The following is a 17789-nucleotide window of genomic DNA, read 5'->3' as shown; positions in this document are numbered from 1 at the left end:
TTAATTAGACAATTACTTTATAAATAAAAAGAGCCTTTAGATCACATTCTAAAGGCTCTTTTCGTTAAGTTCATATAAATTATATTATGCTATTAATCAATTCCCAATGAACTTATCTTTTATATGAATCATTCATCAGCAGGTAACATTACTTTATTTAGTACATGTATTACACCATTTCCGGCTTGAACATCAACGGCTACAATTCCAACATCAGAATTTCCAGCACCATCAGTAACATCTGCAATATTATCTCCAGCTCCTGGCAAGTTTATAGTAATAGCTTGACCATTTAACATTGATGGAGATATACCATCAGTTAAATCACCTGACTGCACATTAGCATCTCCTAATACGTGATGTAGTAATACTTGCGTTAATACATCTTCTGCAGGAATCGCAGCTAAGGCATCAAAAGCATCATTGGTTGGTGCAAATACTGTAAAAGGTGCAGGACTTGTTCCATTAGCAGTAGATAATGTAGCTACAAAATCTGTTGCAGGTGTTAATGTTGTTAATGCAGTAACTAATGTTGAAAAATTAGGATCTGCAGTTGCAAAAGTTACTATCGAAGGAATATCGATAACAGCATCTACAGCGTGAATAATTCCATTTGTTCCAATAACATCAGCTTGAGCAACAGAAGACACACCATTAAATCTTACACCATCACTAGTATTGTAGTATAAACTTAAGCTATTATCATTTGGTCCAGTTGCGTTTGTATTTGCATAACCCGCTCCACCAGCTATGAGTGTGCTTGATGCAACATTTCCAGTAATCACATGGTTTAATAGTATATTAGCTAAAGCATCGGTTGGTACATCTCCAAGAGGTGTTCCGTCTAAGAACGTAGCAAATGCTGCATCATCTGGAGCTAATACTGTAAAAGGTCCAGCGCCACTTAAAACATCAACTAGGTTCCCATCTGCAGCTCCTAAAGCAGCAACTAAATTGCTAAACCCTGGATTAGCTAAGGCGTGATCTACAATACTTGGTAAGCCTATTACAGCATCTACAATATGAATTGTTCCGTTTGAAGCATCGATATCTGCACCATCTGCAGTTACTGATGAGATTCCATTAAACTCTACACCGCTAGAGGTGTTAAAATAGATGCTCATGTTTCGTCCGTCTGCTCCTAGAGCATTTGTGCTTGTATATCCAGCGCCTAATCCAACAAGATCAGAAGCAGCTAAATCTGCAGAAATAACATGATTCAATAAAATTTGAGATAATACATCTGTTGGTACATCGCTTAATTGAGAAAACCCGTTAGCATTTAAAAACGTTGCAAAAGCGTCATTTGTAGGAGCTAAAACTGTAAATGGACCACTACCACTTAATACGTTTACTAAATCTCCATCTGCCGCTTGTAAAGCTGCTACTAAACTTGTTAAGTCAGAGTTTCCAAGGGCAATTTCCACAATGTTCATCGGTTGTGGGTTCATTATTGTATTGTCATCGTCATCACTACATGATGTGAATACCAAAGCCAATAAAAATAAAGGTAAAATTTTGAATGTTTTTGAAATAATTTTCATTTTTTTGAGTTTTTGTTGTTCAACATTACTGATAATAAATAATTTTGTTCAACAAATCTATGAAATGATTAAACAAAATAATAAAATGCGACATTTTTTTATATATATTTTAACAGTTGTTTGTTTAAGTTCTTATGCTCAAGATTCTGTAAATCAATTTGATAGCAACGGAAAAAGGCACGGTGTATGGAAAAAGTACTTTGATAAGACTAAACAATTGCGTTATGAGGGGCAGTTTAATCATGGTAAGGAAGTCGGTACATTTAAATTCTACACACTTAATAAAGGTAAAAGCGTTTTGAGTGCTACAAAAGAGTTTAATACTTCTGATAATAAGGCTGTTGTGAAGTTTATGTCGTCAAAAGGAAAGCTCATTAGTGAAGGACAAATGAATGGTAAGCTTTACATCGGTAAATGGATGTATTATCATAATAAAACCGATGGAATTCTATCTACTGAGTTTTATAATAATAGAGGAGAACTTGAAGGCGAAAAAATGGTGTATTATCCAAATGGAAAATTAGCCGAACACTCCAATTACTCTAGTGGTAAACTTGAAGGCACATCAACATGGTATGCAGAAAACGGAAAACCCTTAAAAATATTTGAGTATCAAAATGATGAACTCAATGGTGTGTCAAAGTATTATGATGCTGATGGAAATATCAAAGCAGAGGGAACCTATAGGGACGGACTTAAACATGGAGTTTGGAACTATTATGAAAACGGAAAACTCGTAAATAGTAAAGACCATACAAAGCGAAGTAAAAATCCTAAAAAACAATAGTCAAAGTCAATACATTATATAGTTAATTATAATAGCAACAGATATCATGTTGCTATTTTTATTTATTAATTTTGCAGTATGAAAAGAGTAATAGTCGGACTTTCAGGTGGTGTTGATTCAAGCGTTGCAGCTTATTTATTAAAAGAGCAAGGTTATGAAGTAATTGGCTTATTTATGAAAAATTGGCATGATGATTCTGTTACAATTTCAGATGAGTGCCCATGGTTAGATGATAGTAACGATGCTATGTTAGTAGCAGATAAGCTAGGTATCCCTTTTCAAACTGTAGACTTAAGCGAACAGTATAAAGAGCGTATTGTCGATTATATGTTTGATGAATATCAAAAAGGACGAACGCCTAATCCGGATGTTCTTTGTAATAGGGAGATCAAGTTTGATGTTTTTATGAAAATTGCTTTAGAACTTGGCGCAGATTATGTTGCTACAGGTCACTATTGTAGAAAAGGAACGATAGAAAAAGACGGAAAACAAATCTATCAACTGCTTGCAGGTGTTGATACTAACAAAGATCAATCTTATTTTTTATGCCAATTATCGCAAGAGCAATTGTCAAAAGCATTGTTTCCTATTGGAGAATTGACCAAACCTCAAGTGCGCGATATTGCAACTAAATTAGATTTGGTTACTGCAGATAAAAAGGACTCTCAAGGACTTTGCTTTATAGGAAAAGTGAGATTACCAGAATTTCTTCAGCAAAAACTAAAGCCTAAAGAAGGCGTTATTGTTGAGATACCTAAAGAAAAAGAGCTCTATAATTTAGATATGCCTGTATTTGATTCTAAAGAAAAAGAACTTCAATATCTAACAAAAAAGATTGATTATGCTATTGCAGATGGCACTATTGTAGGTAAACATCAAGGCGCACATTACTTTACTAAAGGGCAACGAAAAGGCTTGGCTGTTGGTGGAACCGTAGAACCGTTGTTTGTTATAGAGACTGATGTTGATGAAAATGTGATTTATACTGGTCAAGGGAAACTACACCCTGGATTATTGAAAAGAGCATTGTTTGTTAGTAATGACGAACTCCACTGGATTCGTGAGGATTTAGCCTTAGATATAAATGAGACTATGGTGGTAAATGCACGAATCAGATATCGACAAGCTCTGGAAAAAGCTAAATTGTATAAAGTTGATAATGGTCTTTTTGTAGAATTTGAAAATGTGCAATCTGCCATTACAGAAGGTCAGTTTGTCGCTTGGTACCTTGGTGACGAATTAGTAGGTTCGGGAGTAATTTCTTAAATTGCAAGAAAGAAATCTTAATTATTGCTTTTAAAAACGACAATGTTTTTAAATGAAATATTAATTACTATGAAAAAAGTCCTACTCGTTTGTATTGTACTATGTCAGTACAATGCCTTTGCACAACAAGATGCCTGGGTGTTTTTTAATGCCAAAGAAAATGTTCAAGCGTCGTTAGATAATCCAATTTCAATTTTAACACAACAAGCCATTGATCGCAAAAATGCACATGGTATTGCGATTGATGAACGCGATGTTCCTGTAAATGAATCTTATATTTCTATGCTGAAAGCACCCGAAACAGGTGTTACTGTTTTTGCAAAGTCAAAATGGTTTAATGCCGTTTATGTTCGCGGTAGTGAAGCTGAAATTAATGCCTTGGTCGATGATTTCGATTTTGTAGAATATGTTGATTTTGCAGACAATAGTTTAGATGCATCTACAAGATTTGCTGCGGTTAACGATAAATTTTTAGTAGAAAATAATACAGTTACTTTTAATTATGGAGATGCTGAAAATCAAGTTGAAATGATTAATGCACATATGCTACATCTCGATGATTTTACAGGTGAAGGTATTATTATAGCAGTTTTAGATTCAGGATTTTCTAATGTAGATACTATGGGAGCCTTTCAGCGATTGAGAGATAATGGCGATTTGCTAGGAGGTTATGATTTTGTTGATAGAAATGATAATGTATATGAATTTACAACAAATGATCACGGAACAAGAGTACTGAGCGATATGGCTGGTTTTATACAAGATCAATTTGTAGGTACAGCCCCAGATGCGTCATACTATTTGTTTAGAACAGAAGATGTAGGAAGTGAAACACCAGTTGAAGAAGCTTATTGGGTAGAAGCTGCTGAACGCTCTGATAGTCTTGGTGTGCATATGATTAATAGTTCGTTAGGATACAAGACCTATCAAAATGCCAACTACAGTTATGCAAATGAAGATTTAGATGGTCTTACTGCCTTTATAACTAGAGGAGCAAACATTGCTAATGAAAAAGGAATTTTAGTAGTGACATCCGCTGGAAATTCTGGCGCTAGTGGACTAGGAGCTCCTGCAGATGCTGCCGGTGTTTTAAGTATTGGAGCTGTAGATAATAATGGAGCTTATGCCATCTTTAGCTCTCAGGGAAGTGCCATACAACCAACACAAAAACCCGATGTTGTTGCACAAGGAAGCGGAAGTTTTGTTGTTGCTGATACTAATACCATTATCTCCAATAATGGGACCTCTTTTAGCTCGCCGATCATGGCAGGTGGTATCGCATCGCTTTGGCAGGCCTTACCTAATGCAACACATGAAGAGATTAAGCATTACGTAAGATTATCGGCTTCTCAATATGATACACCAGATTATTTTTTAGGTTACGGGATACCAGATCTTCAATTAGCATTAGATATTGGTCTATCTGTACAGGAAGAAGAATTATTTGAATTCAAAGTGTTTCCTAATCCAGCTGTAGATATATTGAACATTCAGGTACCTTCAGCAAATGATACCACAACACTTCGAATTTATGATATTCTTGGAAAGACAGTTTTAGAACAACAAATCATGCAATCAACGCATCAATTGGATGTGTCTTCAATGTCTGCAGGAGTTTACATTATGTCATTTCAATCAGGAGAAGCCTCAAAAACAATCAAACTCATAAAATCTTAAATGGGAAATAAAATTACCGAACTCTTCAATATAAAATACCCAATCATTCAAGCTGGAATGATTTGGAATAGCGGTTGGAGATTAGCCTCTGCAGCCAGTAATGCAGGTGCTTTAGGTTTAATAGGAGCAGGCTCTATGTATCCCGATGTCTTGCGTGAACATATTCAGAAATGTAAAAAAGCAACAAATAAACCGTTTGGTGTTAATGTACCCATGCTATATCCCAACATTGAAGACATTATGAATATCATTGTTGAAGAGGGCGTAAAAATTGTGTTTACATCTGCGGGAAACCCAAAAACTTGGACCAATTGGCTAAAAGAAAAGGGAATAACAGTTGTACATGTTGTGAGCAGTGTAAAGTTTGCATTAAAAGCACAAGACGCTGGAGTTGATGCTGTGGTCGCCGAAGGCTTTGAAGCTGGTGGGCACAATGGAAGAGAAGAAACAACAACCTTAACATTAATACCAATGGTGAAAGAGCAATTAGATATTCCTCTAATTGCAGCTGGTGGAATTGCTAACGGGCAAATTATGTTAGCAGTCATGATTCTAGGCGCAGATGCGGTTCAAGTTGGAAGTCGTTTTGTAGCTAGTGAAGAATCTTCAGCACATCAAGCTTTTAAAGAGGTTGTAGTCAATGCAAAAGAAGGCGATACTCAATTAACATTAAAAGAATTAGCACCAGTTAGATTGATAAAAAATAAGTTCTATAATGAAGTGCAAGAACTCTATAAATCTGGACCTACAGTTGAAGAATTGAAAGAACTTTTAGGAAGAGCCAGAGCTAAAAGAGGGATGTTTGAAGGTGATTTAGAAGATGGCGAATTAGAAATAGGCCAGATTGCAGGATTAATACATGATATCAAACCTGCTGCTCAGATTGTTGACGATATGATTACCGAGTTTAAAGAGGCTCAAAAGATTACCCAGAAGATTAGACTTTAAAAAAATAGTATATTTAATACTATTAATAATGACCCTTATTAATTGATGAGTTCTAAATTGAACGTTCTAATTCCAGACGGCAATAGCACTTGGGCGCTGTCTGTTATACAGTGCTTATCTCATATAGACAATTACAAACTGTTTGTTTTATCTAACGAGAAAAGAACGGCTACAAAGTTTTCAAAATATACATTCTACTATGCATTTTATGAGCGATCAAATGATGAGTCTTGGCTAAGAATTATCAATTCTGAAATAGAAAAAAATGCGATTGATGTTATACTTCCTGTTGCCGAAGTCGAGACTTTATTCTTTATTAATTATAAGCATAGGATATCACAACTAGCAAAGGTAATTCCTTTACCAGATCTAAAAGATTTTGAAACAGCCACGAATAAACATAAGCTTAGTGATTTTTCAAATAGTCATACGATTGCGCACCCAAAGTCTTTTTTTGTGTCTTCAGAAAAAGAAAGGCAAGAACTATTGACTCATATACGCTTTCCAATTTTAATAAAACCTTTAAGTCAGAAGGGTGGTGATGGTATACTAAAAGTAAGTTCAAAGTCTAATTTCCCTATGCGTTTAGACGTAAAAGATTCACCTTTATTTATTCAAGAGTTTATTGAAGGTTATGATATAGATTGCAGTGTGCTGTGTCTTAATGGTAAGATTTTGGCGTATACCATTCAAAAAGGAAATTTAAAAGGGCATAACGAATTTGCTCCACAGTTGGGTTTTGATTTTTTAAAGAATGATGAAGTGCTAACAGTTACGAAAAACACCATGGCTTTACTCAATTGGTCTGGTGTTGCGCACTTAGATCTCAGGTTTGACAACAACACTCATACATTTAAACTTATAGAAATTAATGCGCGTTTTTGGGGAAGTGTAGATGCTTCTCGTTCTGCAGGAATAAACTTTCCGCATTTATCAATTCAGCTAGCACTAAGTAAAACCATTAGTGCCACTACATTTGATGAGATTAATTATATGCGTCTAAAAGGTGTTCTTAAATGCATTAAACGACGTCCTTGGTTTATTTTCAAAAGAAAATTTCTTTTAAATAATACTGAAGTTAATATGTTTTTAAAAGATCCACTGCCAACAGTCTATAAGTTTAGAGAATGGTTAGGTAGACAATTTTAAAAAGGTGTATAAACGGCAAAAAGAGGACGAGTCCTCTTTTTGCGTGAAACGTTTTTTAACAAAAAAATTTTTAAATCCCTCTAAAATAATAGCTAAAAAAGTTTCTACCCCAAATACCTAACCTACTACAATAAGATATTTGTCGGGAATAAAAATAAGTTTTTAAGCCAATTATCTCATTAATTTTCTAGTCAACTTATTAACAATTTAAGTTTATAACTTTATAGAAATCAAACAATTGAATTTTATATTGCTAAAATTACCAGTGCTTAGACTATAGGCAATTCAAATGCATTAACTTTGGCACTTTAAAAATAATCACTTGGTTTTATCACAGTACACAAAAGAATTCAACTATAATTTTAAGTTAGCAGCTCCTGTTATTCTTGGGATGCTTGGTCATACTTTTGTTAGCTTTATTGATAACATCATGGTAGGACAATTGGGAACTGCCGAGTTGGCAGCAGTTTCTTTAGGAAACAGCTTTATGTTTATAGCAATGTCTATAGGTATTGGTTTTTCTACAGCAATCACACCTTTAGTAGCCGAAGCTGATGCAGCAGACCATTTTTCAGAAGGAAAATCTTCATTCAAGCATGGATTATTTCTATGTACAGTTCTAGGAGTTGTATTGTTTCTATCTGTATTTGTTGCAAAACCATTACTGTACTTTATGAAGCAACCTGTTGAAGTGGTTGAGTTAGCGTTACCTTATTTAAATTTGGTTGCTTTTTCGCTTATTCCGCTTATTGTATTTCAAGCGTTTAAACAGTTTAGTGATGGATTGTCGATGACGCGATATCCTATGTATGCAACTATTATAGCAAATATTGTCAATGTTATTTTAAATTATGTGTTGATATTTGGAAAATTTGGTTTTCCAGAACTTGGTATTGTTGGAGCCGCTTATGGTACTTTAGCTTCAAGGTTTATTATGGTGATATATCTTTGGTGGTTGTTGACAAAAAAAGAAAAGTCAAAAGCTTATGTGACCAATATTAAGTTTTTTGTTTTAGAGAAATTAATGCTTCGGAAAATTATCAATTTAGGCCTGCCTAGTGCGATGCAGATGTTTTTTGAGGTAGCCATTTTTACAGCTGCGATTTGGTTAAGTGGTTTACTGGGAAAAAACCCTCAAGCTGCAAATCAAATAGCACTTAACTTATCTTCAATGACTTTTATGGTAGCGATGGGATTGAGTGTAGCATCTATGATTAGAGTTGGAAACCAAAAAGGACTTCATAAGTATTTTGAACTGCGACGAATTGCATTTTCTATTTTCTTATTAGCCATACTATTAGCTGTATGTTTTGGGGCTATTTTCTTTTTATTTCATGACGAACTCCCAAAATTATATGTAGATTTTAACGATAGTGAAAATTTGTTAGATAATACAGAAGTGGTTTCAATAGCTGCAAAATTGATGATTGCTGCTGCCATATTTCAGATAAGTGATGGTATTCAGGTGGTTGTTTTAGGAGCATTAAGAGGTCTTCAGGATGTAAAAATACCTACCATTATCACGTTTATTTCTTATTGGCTAGTTGGGTTTCCTATTAGTTATTTCCTCGGAAAAGAAGAGGCGTATGGAAGCTTTGGGATTTGGTTAGGTTTATTGGCAGGTTTAACAACTGCTGCAATATTATTATTTATTAGATTCAATTATCTCACGAAAAAGTTAATTTTGTCAAATACTAACGACTTAGAATAACATGGAACTACCAAAATTCATATTAGGCGATAATACAGACCATCCAAATGCGATCTATGTCATTCATACCGAATTTCCTAGATTTATCATAAACCTCGAAGATGATGATGTGGAATGGTTTGAAGAGTTTGACGAACAAGATCAAAGAGAAATTGAAAGTGAGGCCGAAAATTTAATTCAGGCAGCAACAGACTTCTATGACAGAGAAGTAGCGCGATACGACGAGTAATGATAGAAGAATTAGCAAGACTAGATACCGAATTATTCATCTACCTTAATAACCTTGGGACAGAAGCCTGGGACGGATTTTGGATGTTTTATACGACCAAATTCAATTGGATTCCATTTTATGCCGTCTTGGCGTATTTAATGTATAAGCGTCTTAATACCAAGATGTTTTTACTCACTTTATTGGTCATTGCATTAATGATTACATTCACAGATCAAATGACTAATCTGTTTAAAAAAGTGCTGGTAATGAGATTAAGACCATGTCATAACGAAGATATTGATGGACTCTTCAGGCTCGTGAAAAGTTATTGTGGTGGTCAATATGGTTATTTTTCTGGTCATGCCTCTAATTCTATGGCTGTAGCAGTATTTACTAGTTTTATGCTAAAATCAAAATATAGGTTTTTGCCGTACATTATGATAATCTGGGCAATAGCAATGGGGTATAGTCGTATTTATATTGGTGTGCATTATCCATTAGATGTACTTAGCGGAATGCTATTTGGTGCGTTCTCAGGACTTCTATTCTATAAGTTGGATAAATATTTACAAACTAAATATCAGCTGAAATAACTTTAAAAACTTTTCTTTTTAATCGTATAATCTATAGTTTTTCTTTTCATCCAAAGATAGGCAAAGCAATCAGTCAAAGGAGATAGTAATCGTTTGCGTAAGCCAAATTTGGAAGTGCCTGCTAGTCTTGGGAAATGGTTTACAGGGACTTGTTTTACTGTACCTTTTTGAAGTAAAATCATAGCAGGTAAAAAACGATGTAAACCCTTAAACATTGGAATTCGTTTGGCATAATCTGTTCTAATCACCTTTAGTGGACAACCAGTATCTTGCATGCCATCATTAGTAAATACTCTTCTAATACGATTGGCTATTTTTGAGGATAGTTTTTTTATCAAACTATCTTGTCTATCTATTCTAACACCTGTAACGAGGTCATAATCTTCTATATATTCGAGTAGCAAATTAAAATCGTCTGGAGATGTTTGTAAGTCGGCATCAATATACCCAATTAAAGGTGTATCGATATGATCAAAACCAGCTTTTAGCGCAGCACTTAAGCCTTTGTTATCTGAAAACAGGAGATAATCAAAAGCGACGTTTGTATGGCAAATAGATTCTATCATGGACTGACTGTTATCAGTAGAACAATCATTTACAAAAAGCACCTTGGTCTTTACCGAAGTATTGTTTAGATACGATATCAGCTCTTTTTCTAAACGAATAAGATTAGCTTCCTCATTAAAGACAGGAACAATTATGGTAAATGTATAATCCATTACTAAAAGTTAGTCTTACAAAAATATTCTTTTTAATCTGCTTGCTGTTGATTTGGTTTGATTTAAAAATTGTTATTTTGTGACTTCAATTCGTATCAATGAAAATACTCGTTACTGGAGCAGTTGGTTTTATAGGTTCTCATACAGCAGAACGTTTACAAAGTCTTGGACATGATGTTATTGGTTTAGACAATTTTAGTGACTATTACAGTTTAGAACTAAAACAACTCAATGCCGTAGCCTTGAGCCAAAAAGGAATTACCATCTTAAAAAAAGATTTGCGTGACGATGATTTAGCTAGTGTTTTACCAAAAGACATTGACTATATTTTTCATTTTGCGGCACAACCAGGGATTTCACAATCCTCTACTTTTGAAGATTATTTTAGCAATAATATTATTGCAACAAAGCATTTGATTGATTTTGCAGAACGATGTAAAGACCTGAAATTATTTGTCAATATTGGTACTTCTTCCATTTATGGACTTGAGGCGACGTTTCCCGAAGACTATGTGCCTAAACCAGCATCACATTATGGTGTCACTAAATTAGCAGCCGAGCAATTAGTACTTCAAAAAAGCAGAGAGAAAAAATTACCAGCGTGTTCATTACGTTTATATTCGGTAATCGGCCCTCGAGAACGTCCAGAAAAAATGTATACAAAATTAATTGCTTTAGGTTTAAAAGATGAGGCGTTTCCACTATTTGAAGGTAGCGACAAACATTTACGAAGTTTTACCTATGTAGATGATATTGTTGATGGTGTGGTAAGTGTGATCGATAATGAAATAAAAGTTGAAGGTGAGATTATTAATTTAGGAACAGAAGTAGAGCATACCACTAAAGAAGGCATCGAAACTGTAGAAGCTGTTTTAGGAAAGTCTATAGCAATTAATGTTATTCCTAAACGTCCTGGTGATCAATCACGTACAAAGGCTAATATTGATAAGGCTAAGCGATTATTAGATTATAACCCGCAAACAACATTGTTAGAAGCCGTAAAGCAGCAGGTAGAATGGTATAAGGCTAATTTTTAAGTGTGAATAAATATTCTGCAGCAACAAAAGGCGTTGTTTTTCCCTCTTCAATCAATTGTAATTGTGCCTTGAGTTCTTTTTTTATGGTTGGCTGATTGAAAAAATCAGATTTTAAACGCTCCTCAATGGTTTGAAGCAACCAAAACTTATTTTGCTCTGTTCTGTTGTGTTCAAAAAAGCCATTAGACTTTGTATGCGTCATATATTCTGAAATCAACGTCCACAAGTCATCAATGCCTTCACGTTGTAAAGCACTACAAAGCGTTACTTTAGGTTGCCATTCAGAATCTTTTTGCGGATAGAGATGTAAGGCTCTATTAAATTCAACTTTGGCAAGTTTTGCTGCCTTTAAATTTTCACCATCTGCTTTGTTGATAGCAATAGCATCAGCCATTTCAATAATACCGCGTTTGATACCTTGAAGCTCATCTCCTGCACCAGCAATTTTGAGTAATAAAAAGAAGTCGACCATGCTATGAACAGCCGTTTCACTTTGTCCAACACCAACCGTTTCTATAATAATCGTATCAAAACCTGCAGCTTCACAAAGAATAATAGTCTCACGCGTTTTACGAGCCACACCACCAAGTGATGTGCCAGAAGGGGAAGGTCTAATAAAGGCGTTCTCGTTTTTTACAAGATCTTCCATACGTGTTTTATCACCCAAAATACTGCCTTTGCTCAAACTACTACTTGGATCAACGGCCAATACAGCCACTTTTTTATCAATAGCAGTAAGATGCATACCTAAGGCTTCAATAAATGTGCTTTTTCCAACACCTGGAACACCAGTGATTCCAATACGAACCGATTTGTTGGCATATGGTAAACACTGTGTTATAATGTCATGCGCCTTTTCTAAATGCTTTGGGTTAGCACTTTCAACTAAAGTGATTGCTCTACTTAGCGAAGTAATATTTCCGTTTAAAATTTCAGAAACTAAATCTTGAGTACTAGGTTGGAGGCGTCTTTTCTTCTGAATTGTTTTTATAGAGGATGCATTGGTGATATCAGATTGCGAAACACCATCGTTTTCATGTAAAGCAGACGATTTAGATTTTTTTGACAAACTTCGTTTATTTTTTGTCTTTTAATACACTTAAAGGTACTGCTATTTTTGTATTATCCCAAGCCATAGTAAGTTTGAGATTATCTGTTGAGTTATCAAAGGCGATAGTAAACTGTTCAACTGTGGTATCTATTTTTTCAACGGGAACATCAATTTCTAAAATGTCATAGTTAGGATCCCACATCACTTGCATTTCTTCATCAACTCCCCACGGATACTGTTTTTCGTTAAAAATGACATTCCAAACAGAATCTTTAGGAACTGTCCATAAAGTATATTTTCCTTGGGGTAAATAAATACCTTGTATCATTAAAGCTTTATTCGTTTGAAAAGTGGTAGCTTCATTGGCACCAGTTCGCCAAACTTTATTATAGGGCACTAGAGCGCCAAAAATCTCACGACCTTTCTTAGATGGTCTATTATAGAATACTTCGAGCTTAAGATCGTTGAGTCTAAACTCGACGGTGTCTTTCGGACTCAAACGTTTAGAAAAAATATCCTCAACAAAATAAGAATATAAAAAGAGGCCAACGGCAACTATAGATAATGTAACAAGTAGGCGTTTTAAAAAGGTATTCATAGCAAAACAAGATTGAAACTAAAATAAGTATCAAAGATAAATTAAATTGAAATCTTAAGTAACTACTTAACGGGAAATTGTATAAATTTCTTATTATTTTTAAAAAAATCATGCAAATTTTGCAACACTCACTTTTTTGTATCGTCTTTAAAGTGAACTCAACCAAACCAAAAGAGATTTGAATACATTTCAAGTTGACATCATTGAGCAATGCAAGCAGAATAATCGAACTGCGCAATTAAAACTATACAATCAATATTGTGATGGTATGTACACAGTTGCCATGCGATTTGTAAAGGATTCTATGGAAGCTGAAGATATCGTACAAGAAGCCTTTATTAAAGCATTTGCAAAATTGAATCAGTATAAAGCTGAAGTGACTTTTGGAGCTTGGTTAAAACGTATCGTAGTTAATAAGAGTATCGACTGTTTGAAATCCAAGAAACAGCATTTGCAAGAATTGGATGAGGTGCACCTAAAAGTAGTCGACTCGAGTTATGAAAACGAATGGTTAGTAGATGATACAATGACTTTAGATGAGATTAAAGAGGCAATTCAAAAGTTACCAGACAAATATCGCTATGTAGTGACGTTATATCTGGTCGAAGGATACGATCATCAAGAGATTTCTGAAATTTTAAATATCACAGAAATTGCATCTCGTACACAACTATCTAGGGGAAAATCGAAATTAAAAGAACTGTTAATACCTATTAAAAATGGCACAAGATCTTAGAAATTTATTTGAAGAAGAGCAGAAGCAGTCGCAATTAAAAATGAGCGAAGGTCATGAAGCACGTTTTCTTAAAAAATTAGATGAGGCACTACCGCAACAACAAACGATCAAAAAACGTTTCAGTATGCTACAAATTGCAGCGAGTATTGTCATTCTAATTGGATTAGCATTTGGAGCTTATAAGTTTTTTAATCAACCACAATCTATTGAAAATACGGTTGTAAGCAATGATGATCCTGCAAAAGAGGAGCAGCTTAAATCTTTAGGTGATATTTCACCCGATTTAAAAAAGGTGGAAGATTACTATCTGGCCAATATTAACTTAGAATTATCTAAAGTGAAACAAACACCTGAGAACAAAGAATTGTTTGATGGTTATGTTGTAAGACTTGCTGAGTTAAATCAGGAGTACAAACGTTTGTCGGTAGAATTGACCAATAACGGTCCTAATGAATTAACGGTAAGTGCATTGATAGATAATTTAAAGTTACGTCTTAATTTATTGTATCGCTTAAAAGAACAATTACATGATCTAAATGCTTCTGATGAAGTTATAAATCAAGGATAAACCTAATACTGAAATGTTAATTACAAGGTGTCAAAAGCATCATATTTCAGAATAAAACATAATACAATGAAAACAAAATTTAAACTACTATTACTAATGTTTTTCTGTTTCACTATAAGTGTTTCAGCACAACAGAAGTTAACAAAAGTGTCTAAGAAAATTGATGTTACTAAAGATGTGACTATCGACTTAAACACCAGCTATGTGCAAATAGAAATTGATACATGGAATAAGAACACACTAGAGGTTGAAGCTTATATTGAAGGTGAAAAATTATCTAAAGAAGAATTGCAAGAAGCACTTGAAGACTGGAACTTGAAGGTTGAAGGTTCTGGAAGCAATGTGAAGATTACATCTCACGGATCGCATGGATCATGGGACCGTTTGGCAGACCTGCACATCAATTTAGAAGGACTTGAAGCCTTAGAGGTATTAGGTGATCTAAACTTAGAAGATTTGCCAGAAATGCCTGTGATGCCAGACTTACCAGAAATGCCAGAAATTGCAAATGTTGAAATTCCTGAAATGCCTGAGTTACCAGAATTACCAGAACTACCAGAAGGTGTTAATAATATCAGTTTTGACACCGAAGCTTATAAAAAAGATGGTGAAGCTTATTTAGAAAAGTGGAGTCAAGAGTATCCAGCTCAAGACCGTGAGAAAATGAAAGCTTGGGGTCGAAAAATGGCAAAAGTTGATTTTTCTTCTTATGAAAAACGCATGGAAGAATGGGGAGAGAAGTTTGGAAAAAAGTTTGGTAAAGACTACGCTAAGAAAATGGAAGCTTGGGGCGAAGAATTTGAAAAGAAATTCGATAAAGAATGGTCTAAGAAAATGGAAGTATGGGGAGAGAAGTATGGAAAAGAAATGGAAAAAAGAAGTAAAGAGATTGAAAAGCGTATGGCCAAACGAGAAAAAGAGATGGAGAAGCGTAGAGAAAAATTGGCGAAACGTCATGAAGAGCGTCACGAAGCACGTAGAGAAGCACATGAGGCACGCAGAGAAGCACATGAAGCACGTCGTGAGAGCTTAGCAAGACGATTAGAAATGAGAGGCGATAAGGTAAAAAGAACGATCAAGATCAAAATGCCTAAAGATGCTAAATTGGATTTAAATGTAAGACATGGGGAGTTAAAAATGTCTTCGGTAATTCACAACCTAAAAGCAGATATATCACACGCTACACTAGTAGCAAATCACATTGATGGAAGCGAGACTTCCATCAGTGTGTCTTATTCTCCAGTTGATGTAGTGACTTGGAGTAATGGCGAGCTCAACTTAAAATATGTTGAAGATGCGCATTTGAATACAGTGGGTATTTTGAGACTCAATAGCAATTCATCAGATTTGCATATTAATGAACTTACTGGTAATGCTATTATTGATGGAAGCTTTGGAGACCTATCTATTTCTAATATTACAGATTCATTCACGAATCTTAATGTAGTTTTAGAAAATAGTGAAGCCATCATCAAATTACCAAAAACGGATTATAGTGTGTATTTTAAAGGCAATCGTTCGCGCTTAAATGATGAAATGACTAGTCAAAAAACGATCGAATTTTATCCAAATGGAAATCGCAATGTGAAGAATATTGTGCTTAATGCTAAGTTTAGCGATATTGTACTTAAAAATTAAAACCCTATTTTTATGATATAAAACTACTTTAAATATATCATAATGACTTCTTTAAAACAACTTGCACTAGTATGTCTCATTTCGGCATGCTTTTTTTCATGTAAAAACGAAACCAATACCTCCAACGTTGATGATACTGCAAGTGAATTTGCCGAGTTTGTTAGCACTATGACAGCTGAAGGTATTCCTACAGGAAATATCCTTGTATATGAAAATGGCGAGATCGTTTTTAAAAGTTCTAATGGTCTGCGATCTATAACACCTATTGATTCTTTAGATTTAAATTCGCAGTTTCGATTAGCTTCAGTAAGCAAGCAGTTTACAGGAATGGCGATTATGAAACTAAAAGAAGCAGGGAAATTAGAATATGACCAAAATGTAAATACCATTTTGCCCGACTTTCCTTATGATAACATTACAGTTCGTCAGCTCCTGCATCATACCTCTGGATTAACAGATTATGAGCGTATCGTAGATTCGCATTTTGTTCGTGAAGACGAGACAAAACAATACATTTTGGGAAATAATGAAATCTTAGACATTTTTTATCGTGTCGACCCAGAACTCGATTTTCAACCAGGAGAAAAGTGGGATTACAGTAATACAGGCTATTTGGTATTGGCATCAATTGTAGAAAAGATCTCAGGACAACACTTTAGAACGTTCTTAAAAGATGAGATTACAGATCCTGTAGGCATGTCTAACACACTATTATATAACTATCAAATAGAGGCAGACCCTAATATGCCAAATCGTGTATTTGGCTATCAAAAAACCCTTAATCAAACGGACCTTGTAGCTAATGATTATAATATCGTTAATGATGTAAGAGGTGATGGTGGTATCTATTCTACATTGGACGATTTATATAAGTGGAATCTAGCATTAGCCAATCATACCATCATACCAAAGTCCTATTTAGATGAAGCATGGACACCTGGAAAATTGAATAATGGAGAAGAGACTAACTATGGGTTTGGATGGTTTTTAGGTCAAGATGAGACGCAACCCAAAACTGTTTTTCATTCTGGTGGATGGGTAGGTTTTGGAACTTTTTTGCATAATGAAGTGGACGACAAAAGCGGATTCATTGTGCTTACTAATAATTCTACCGAACATTTTGGTGATATTTTAAGAGGTATTGCGAATATTAGATCGGGTAAGGCTTATGAGAAACCAAAACCGAATATTAAAAATGTTTTAGCCAAAACAATCTTTGAGGAAAACATTAACAAGGCCATAGCGCAGTATAAGAACTTAAAATCTAATAGTCCTGACGCCTATAATTTTGCCGAGACCGAACTTAATATATTAGGTTACGGTTTGCTCAACGAAAACCGTGTTGATGCTGCTGTGGCAATATTTAAGCTCAATACCGAACAGTTTCCAGAATCGGCAAACCCTTACGATAGTTATGGCGATGCGCTAGTTATAAAAGGAGATACATTAAACGCTTTAAAAAACTACAGAAAGTGTTTTGAAATGGATAGTACCTTGCAATATGCAAAGGATAAAGCAGAAGCTCTTGAAATTGCCTATAAGTTTGGAGAATAGAT

General features: G+C 34.7%; 17 protein-coding genes. 13 read left to right on the top strand and 4 right to left on the bottom strand.

All coding sequences use genetic code 11. The features are described from left to right. Positions 1–128 precede the first annotated feature (128 nt). Positions 129–1544, bottom strand: coding sequence for a fasciclin domain-containing protein (locus Q0783_RS09275; RefSeq protein WP_298894604.1), 1416 nt, complete (start codon positions 1542–1544; stop codon positions 129–131). A gap of 64 nt (positions 1545–1608) precedes the next feature. Between Q0783_RS09275 and Q0783_RS09270 the strand changes: the two genes are divergently transcribed. The 8 genes from Q0783_RS09270 to Q0783_RS09235 all read left to right on the top strand — a co-directional run bounded on the left by Q0783_RS09270 (position 1609) and on the right by Q0783_RS09235 (position 9886). Then, positions 1609–2331 (top strand): toxin-antitoxin system YwqK family antitoxin, encoded by a 723-nt coding sequence (locus Q0783_RS09270; protein WP_298894603.1) that lies wholly within the window; start codon positions 1609–1611, stop codon positions 2329–2331. A gap of 78 nt (positions 2332–2409) precedes the next feature. Then, the gene (gene mnmA, locus Q0783_RS09265) at positions 2410–3597 is read left to right on the top strand and encodes a tRNA 2-thiouridine(34) synthase MnmA (protein ID WP_298894602.1); all 1188 of its coding nucleotides are present in this window, start codon (positions 2410–2412) and stop codon (positions 3595–3597) included. 69 nt (positions 3598–3666) lie between these two features. Then, positions 3667–5274 (top strand): S8 family serine peptidase, encoded by a 1608-nt coding sequence (locus Q0783_RS09260; RefSeq protein ID WP_298894601.1) that lies wholly within the window; start codon positions 3667–3669, stop codon positions 5272–5274. Beyond that, positions 5275–6222 carry a nitronate monooxygenase gene (locus tag Q0783_RS09255; protein WP_298894600.1) on the top strand — a complete coding sequence of 316 codons (948 nt, stop codon included), beginning with the start codon at positions 5275–5277 and terminating at the stop codon, positions 6220–6222. Between the two features lie 45 nt (positions 6223–6267). Further along, positions 6268–7371 carry an ATP-grasp domain-containing protein gene (locus tag Q0783_RS09250; protein ID WP_298894599.1) on the top strand — a complete coding sequence of 368 codons (1104 nt, stop codon included), beginning with the start codon at positions 6268–6270 and terminating at the stop codon, positions 7369–7371. Between the two features lie 322 nt (positions 7372–7693). Further along, positions 7694–9082 (top strand): MATE family efflux transporter, encoded by a 1389-nt coding sequence (locus Q0783_RS09245; RefSeq protein ID WP_298894598.1) that lies wholly within the window; start codon positions 7694–7696, stop codon positions 9080–9082. Between the two features lies 1 nt (position 9083). Next, positions 9084–9311 (top strand): hypothetical protein, encoded by a 228-nt coding sequence (locus tag Q0783_RS09240; protein WP_230936105.1) that lies wholly within the window; start codon positions 9084–9086, stop codon positions 9309–9311. After that, complete coding sequence (locus tag Q0783_RS09235) at positions 9311–9886, top strand: phosphatase PAP2 family protein (RefSeq protein ID WP_298894597.1); 576 nt, start codon at positions 9311–9313, stop codon at positions 9884–9886. The genes Q0783_RS09240 and Q0783_RS09235 overlap by 1 nt, the downstream gene beginning before the upstream one ends. Positions 9887–9888: 2 nt before the next feature. On the opposite strand, the gene Q0783_RS09230 is transcribed toward Q0783_RS09235, so the two are convergent. Then, positions 9889–10605, bottom strand: coding sequence for a glycosyltransferase (locus tag Q0783_RS09230; protein ID WP_298894596.1), 717 nt, complete (start codon positions 10603–10605; stop codon positions 9889–9891). A gap of 98 nt (positions 10606–10703) precedes the next feature. Between Q0783_RS09230 and Q0783_RS09225 the strand changes: the two genes are divergently transcribed. Beyond that, positions 10704–11642: an NAD(P)-dependent oxidoreductase gene (locus Q0783_RS09225; protein WP_298894595.1), complete on the top strand. Its 939-nt coding sequence runs from the start codon at positions 10704–10706 to the stop codon at positions 11640–11642. On the opposite strand, the gene meaB is transcribed toward Q0783_RS09225, so the two are convergent. Both meaB and Q0783_RS09215 read right to left on the bottom strand, forming a co-directional pair. Further along, the gene (gene meaB / locus Q0783_RS09220) at positions 11632–12711 is read right to left on the bottom strand and encodes a methylmalonyl Co-A mutase-associated GTPase MeaB (protein WP_298894594.1); all 1080 of its coding nucleotides are present in this window, start codon (positions 12709–12711) and stop codon (positions 11632–11634) included. The two genes, Q0783_RS09225 and meaB, sit on opposite strands and share 11 nt — an antisense overlap. A gap of 7 nt (positions 12712–12718) precedes the next feature. Then, positions 12719–13291: a DUF2911 domain-containing protein gene (locus tag Q0783_RS09215; protein ID WP_298894593.1), complete on the bottom strand. Its 573-nt coding sequence runs from the start codon at positions 13289–13291 to the stop codon at positions 12719–12721. 178 nt (positions 13292–13469) lie between these two features. Between Q0783_RS09215 and Q0783_RS09210 the strand changes: the two genes are divergently transcribed. The 4 genes from Q0783_RS09210 (at position 13470) to Q0783_RS09195 (ending at position 17787) form a co-directional block, all read left to right on the top strand. Beyond that, entirely contained in the window at positions 13470–14027 is a 558-nt protein-coding gene (locus Q0783_RS09210) for an RNA polymerase sigma factor (RefSeq protein WP_230936111.1), read from the top strand. Further along, positions 14011–14595: a hypothetical protein gene (locus Q0783_RS09205; protein WP_298894592.1), complete on the top strand. Its 585-nt coding sequence runs from the start codon at positions 14011–14013 to the stop codon at positions 14593–14595. The genes Q0783_RS09210 and Q0783_RS09205 overlap by 17 nt, the downstream gene beginning before the upstream one ends. A gap of 66 nt (positions 14596–14661) precedes the next feature. Continuing rightward, entirely contained in the window at positions 14662–16233 is a 1572-nt protein-coding gene (locus tag Q0783_RS09200; protein WP_298894591.1) for a hypothetical protein, read from the top strand. Positions 16234–16275: 42 nt separating this feature from the next. Continuing rightward, positions 16276–17787 (top strand): serine hydrolase, encoded by a 1512-nt coding sequence (locus Q0783_RS09195; RefSeq protein ID WP_298894590.1) that lies wholly within the window; start codon positions 16276–16278, stop codon positions 17785–17787. The last annotated feature ends 2 nt before the right edge of the window (positions 17788–17789 follow it).

It is taken from the genome of uncultured Psychroserpens sp. (assembly GCF_947500255.1).
Taxonomy (GTDB): domain Bacteria; phylum Bacteroidota; class Bacteroidia; order Flavobacteriales; family Flavobacteriaceae; genus Psychroserpens.
The sequence above is the reverse complement of the archived record's forward strand: the minus strand, read 5'-3'. Positions and strand labels throughout refer to the sequence as shown.

Excerpts from the sequence above, each read along its gene's own strand:
- Q0783_RS09275 (WP_298894604.1), bottom strand. The coding sequence starts at position 1,544 with ATGAAAATTATTTCAAAAACATTCAAAATTTTACCTTTATTTTTATTG.
- Q0783_RS09270 (WP_298894603.1), top strand. The coding sequence starts at position 1,609 with ATGATTAAACAAAATAATAAAATGCGACATTTTTTTATATATATTTTA.
- mnmA (WP_298894602.1), top strand. The coding sequence starts at position 2,410 with ATGAAAAGAGTAATAGTCGGACTTTCAGGTGGTGTTGATTCAAGCGTT.
- Q0783_RS09260 (WP_298894601.1), top strand. The coding sequence starts at position 3,667 with ATGAAAAAAGTCCTACTCGTTTGTATTGTACTATGTCAGTACAATGCC.
- Q0783_RS09255 (WP_298894600.1), top strand. The coding sequence starts at position 5,275 with ATGGGAAATAAAATTACCGAACTCTTCAATATAAAATACCCAATCATT.
- Q0783_RS09250 (WP_298894599.1), top strand. The coding sequence starts at position 6,268 with ATGAGTTCTAAATTGAACGTTCTAATTCCAGACGGCAATAGCACTTGG.
- Q0783_RS09240 (WP_230936105.1), top strand. The coding sequence starts at position 9,084 with ATGGAACTACCAAAATTCATATTAGGCGATAATACAGACCATCCAAAT.
- Q0783_RS09235 (WP_298894597.1), top strand. The coding sequence starts at position 9,311 with ATGATAGAAGAATTAGCAAGACTAGATACCGAATTATTCATCTACCTT.
- Q0783_RS09230 (WP_298894596.1), bottom strand. The coding sequence starts at position 10,605 with ATGGATTATACATTTACCATAATTGTTCCTGTCTTTAATGAGGAAGCT.
- Q0783_RS09225 (WP_298894595.1), top strand. The coding sequence starts at position 10,704 with ATGAAAATACTCGTTACTGGAGCAGTTGGTTTTATAGGTTCTCATACA.
- Q0783_RS09215 (WP_298894593.1), bottom strand. The coding sequence starts at position 13,291 with ATGAATACCTTTTTAAAACGCCTACTTGTTACATTATCTATAGTTGCC.
- Q0783_RS09205 (WP_298894592.1), top strand. The coding sequence starts at position 14,011 with ATGGCACAAGATCTTAGAAATTTATTTGAAGAAGAGCAGAAGCAGTCG.
- Q0783_RS09200 (WP_298894591.1), top strand. The coding sequence starts at position 14,662 with ATGAAAACAAAATTTAAACTACTATTACTAATGTTTTTCTGTTTCACT.
- Q0783_RS09195 (WP_298894590.1), top strand. The coding sequence starts at position 16,276 with ATGACTTCTTTAAAACAACTTGCACTAGTATGTCTCATTTCGGCATGC.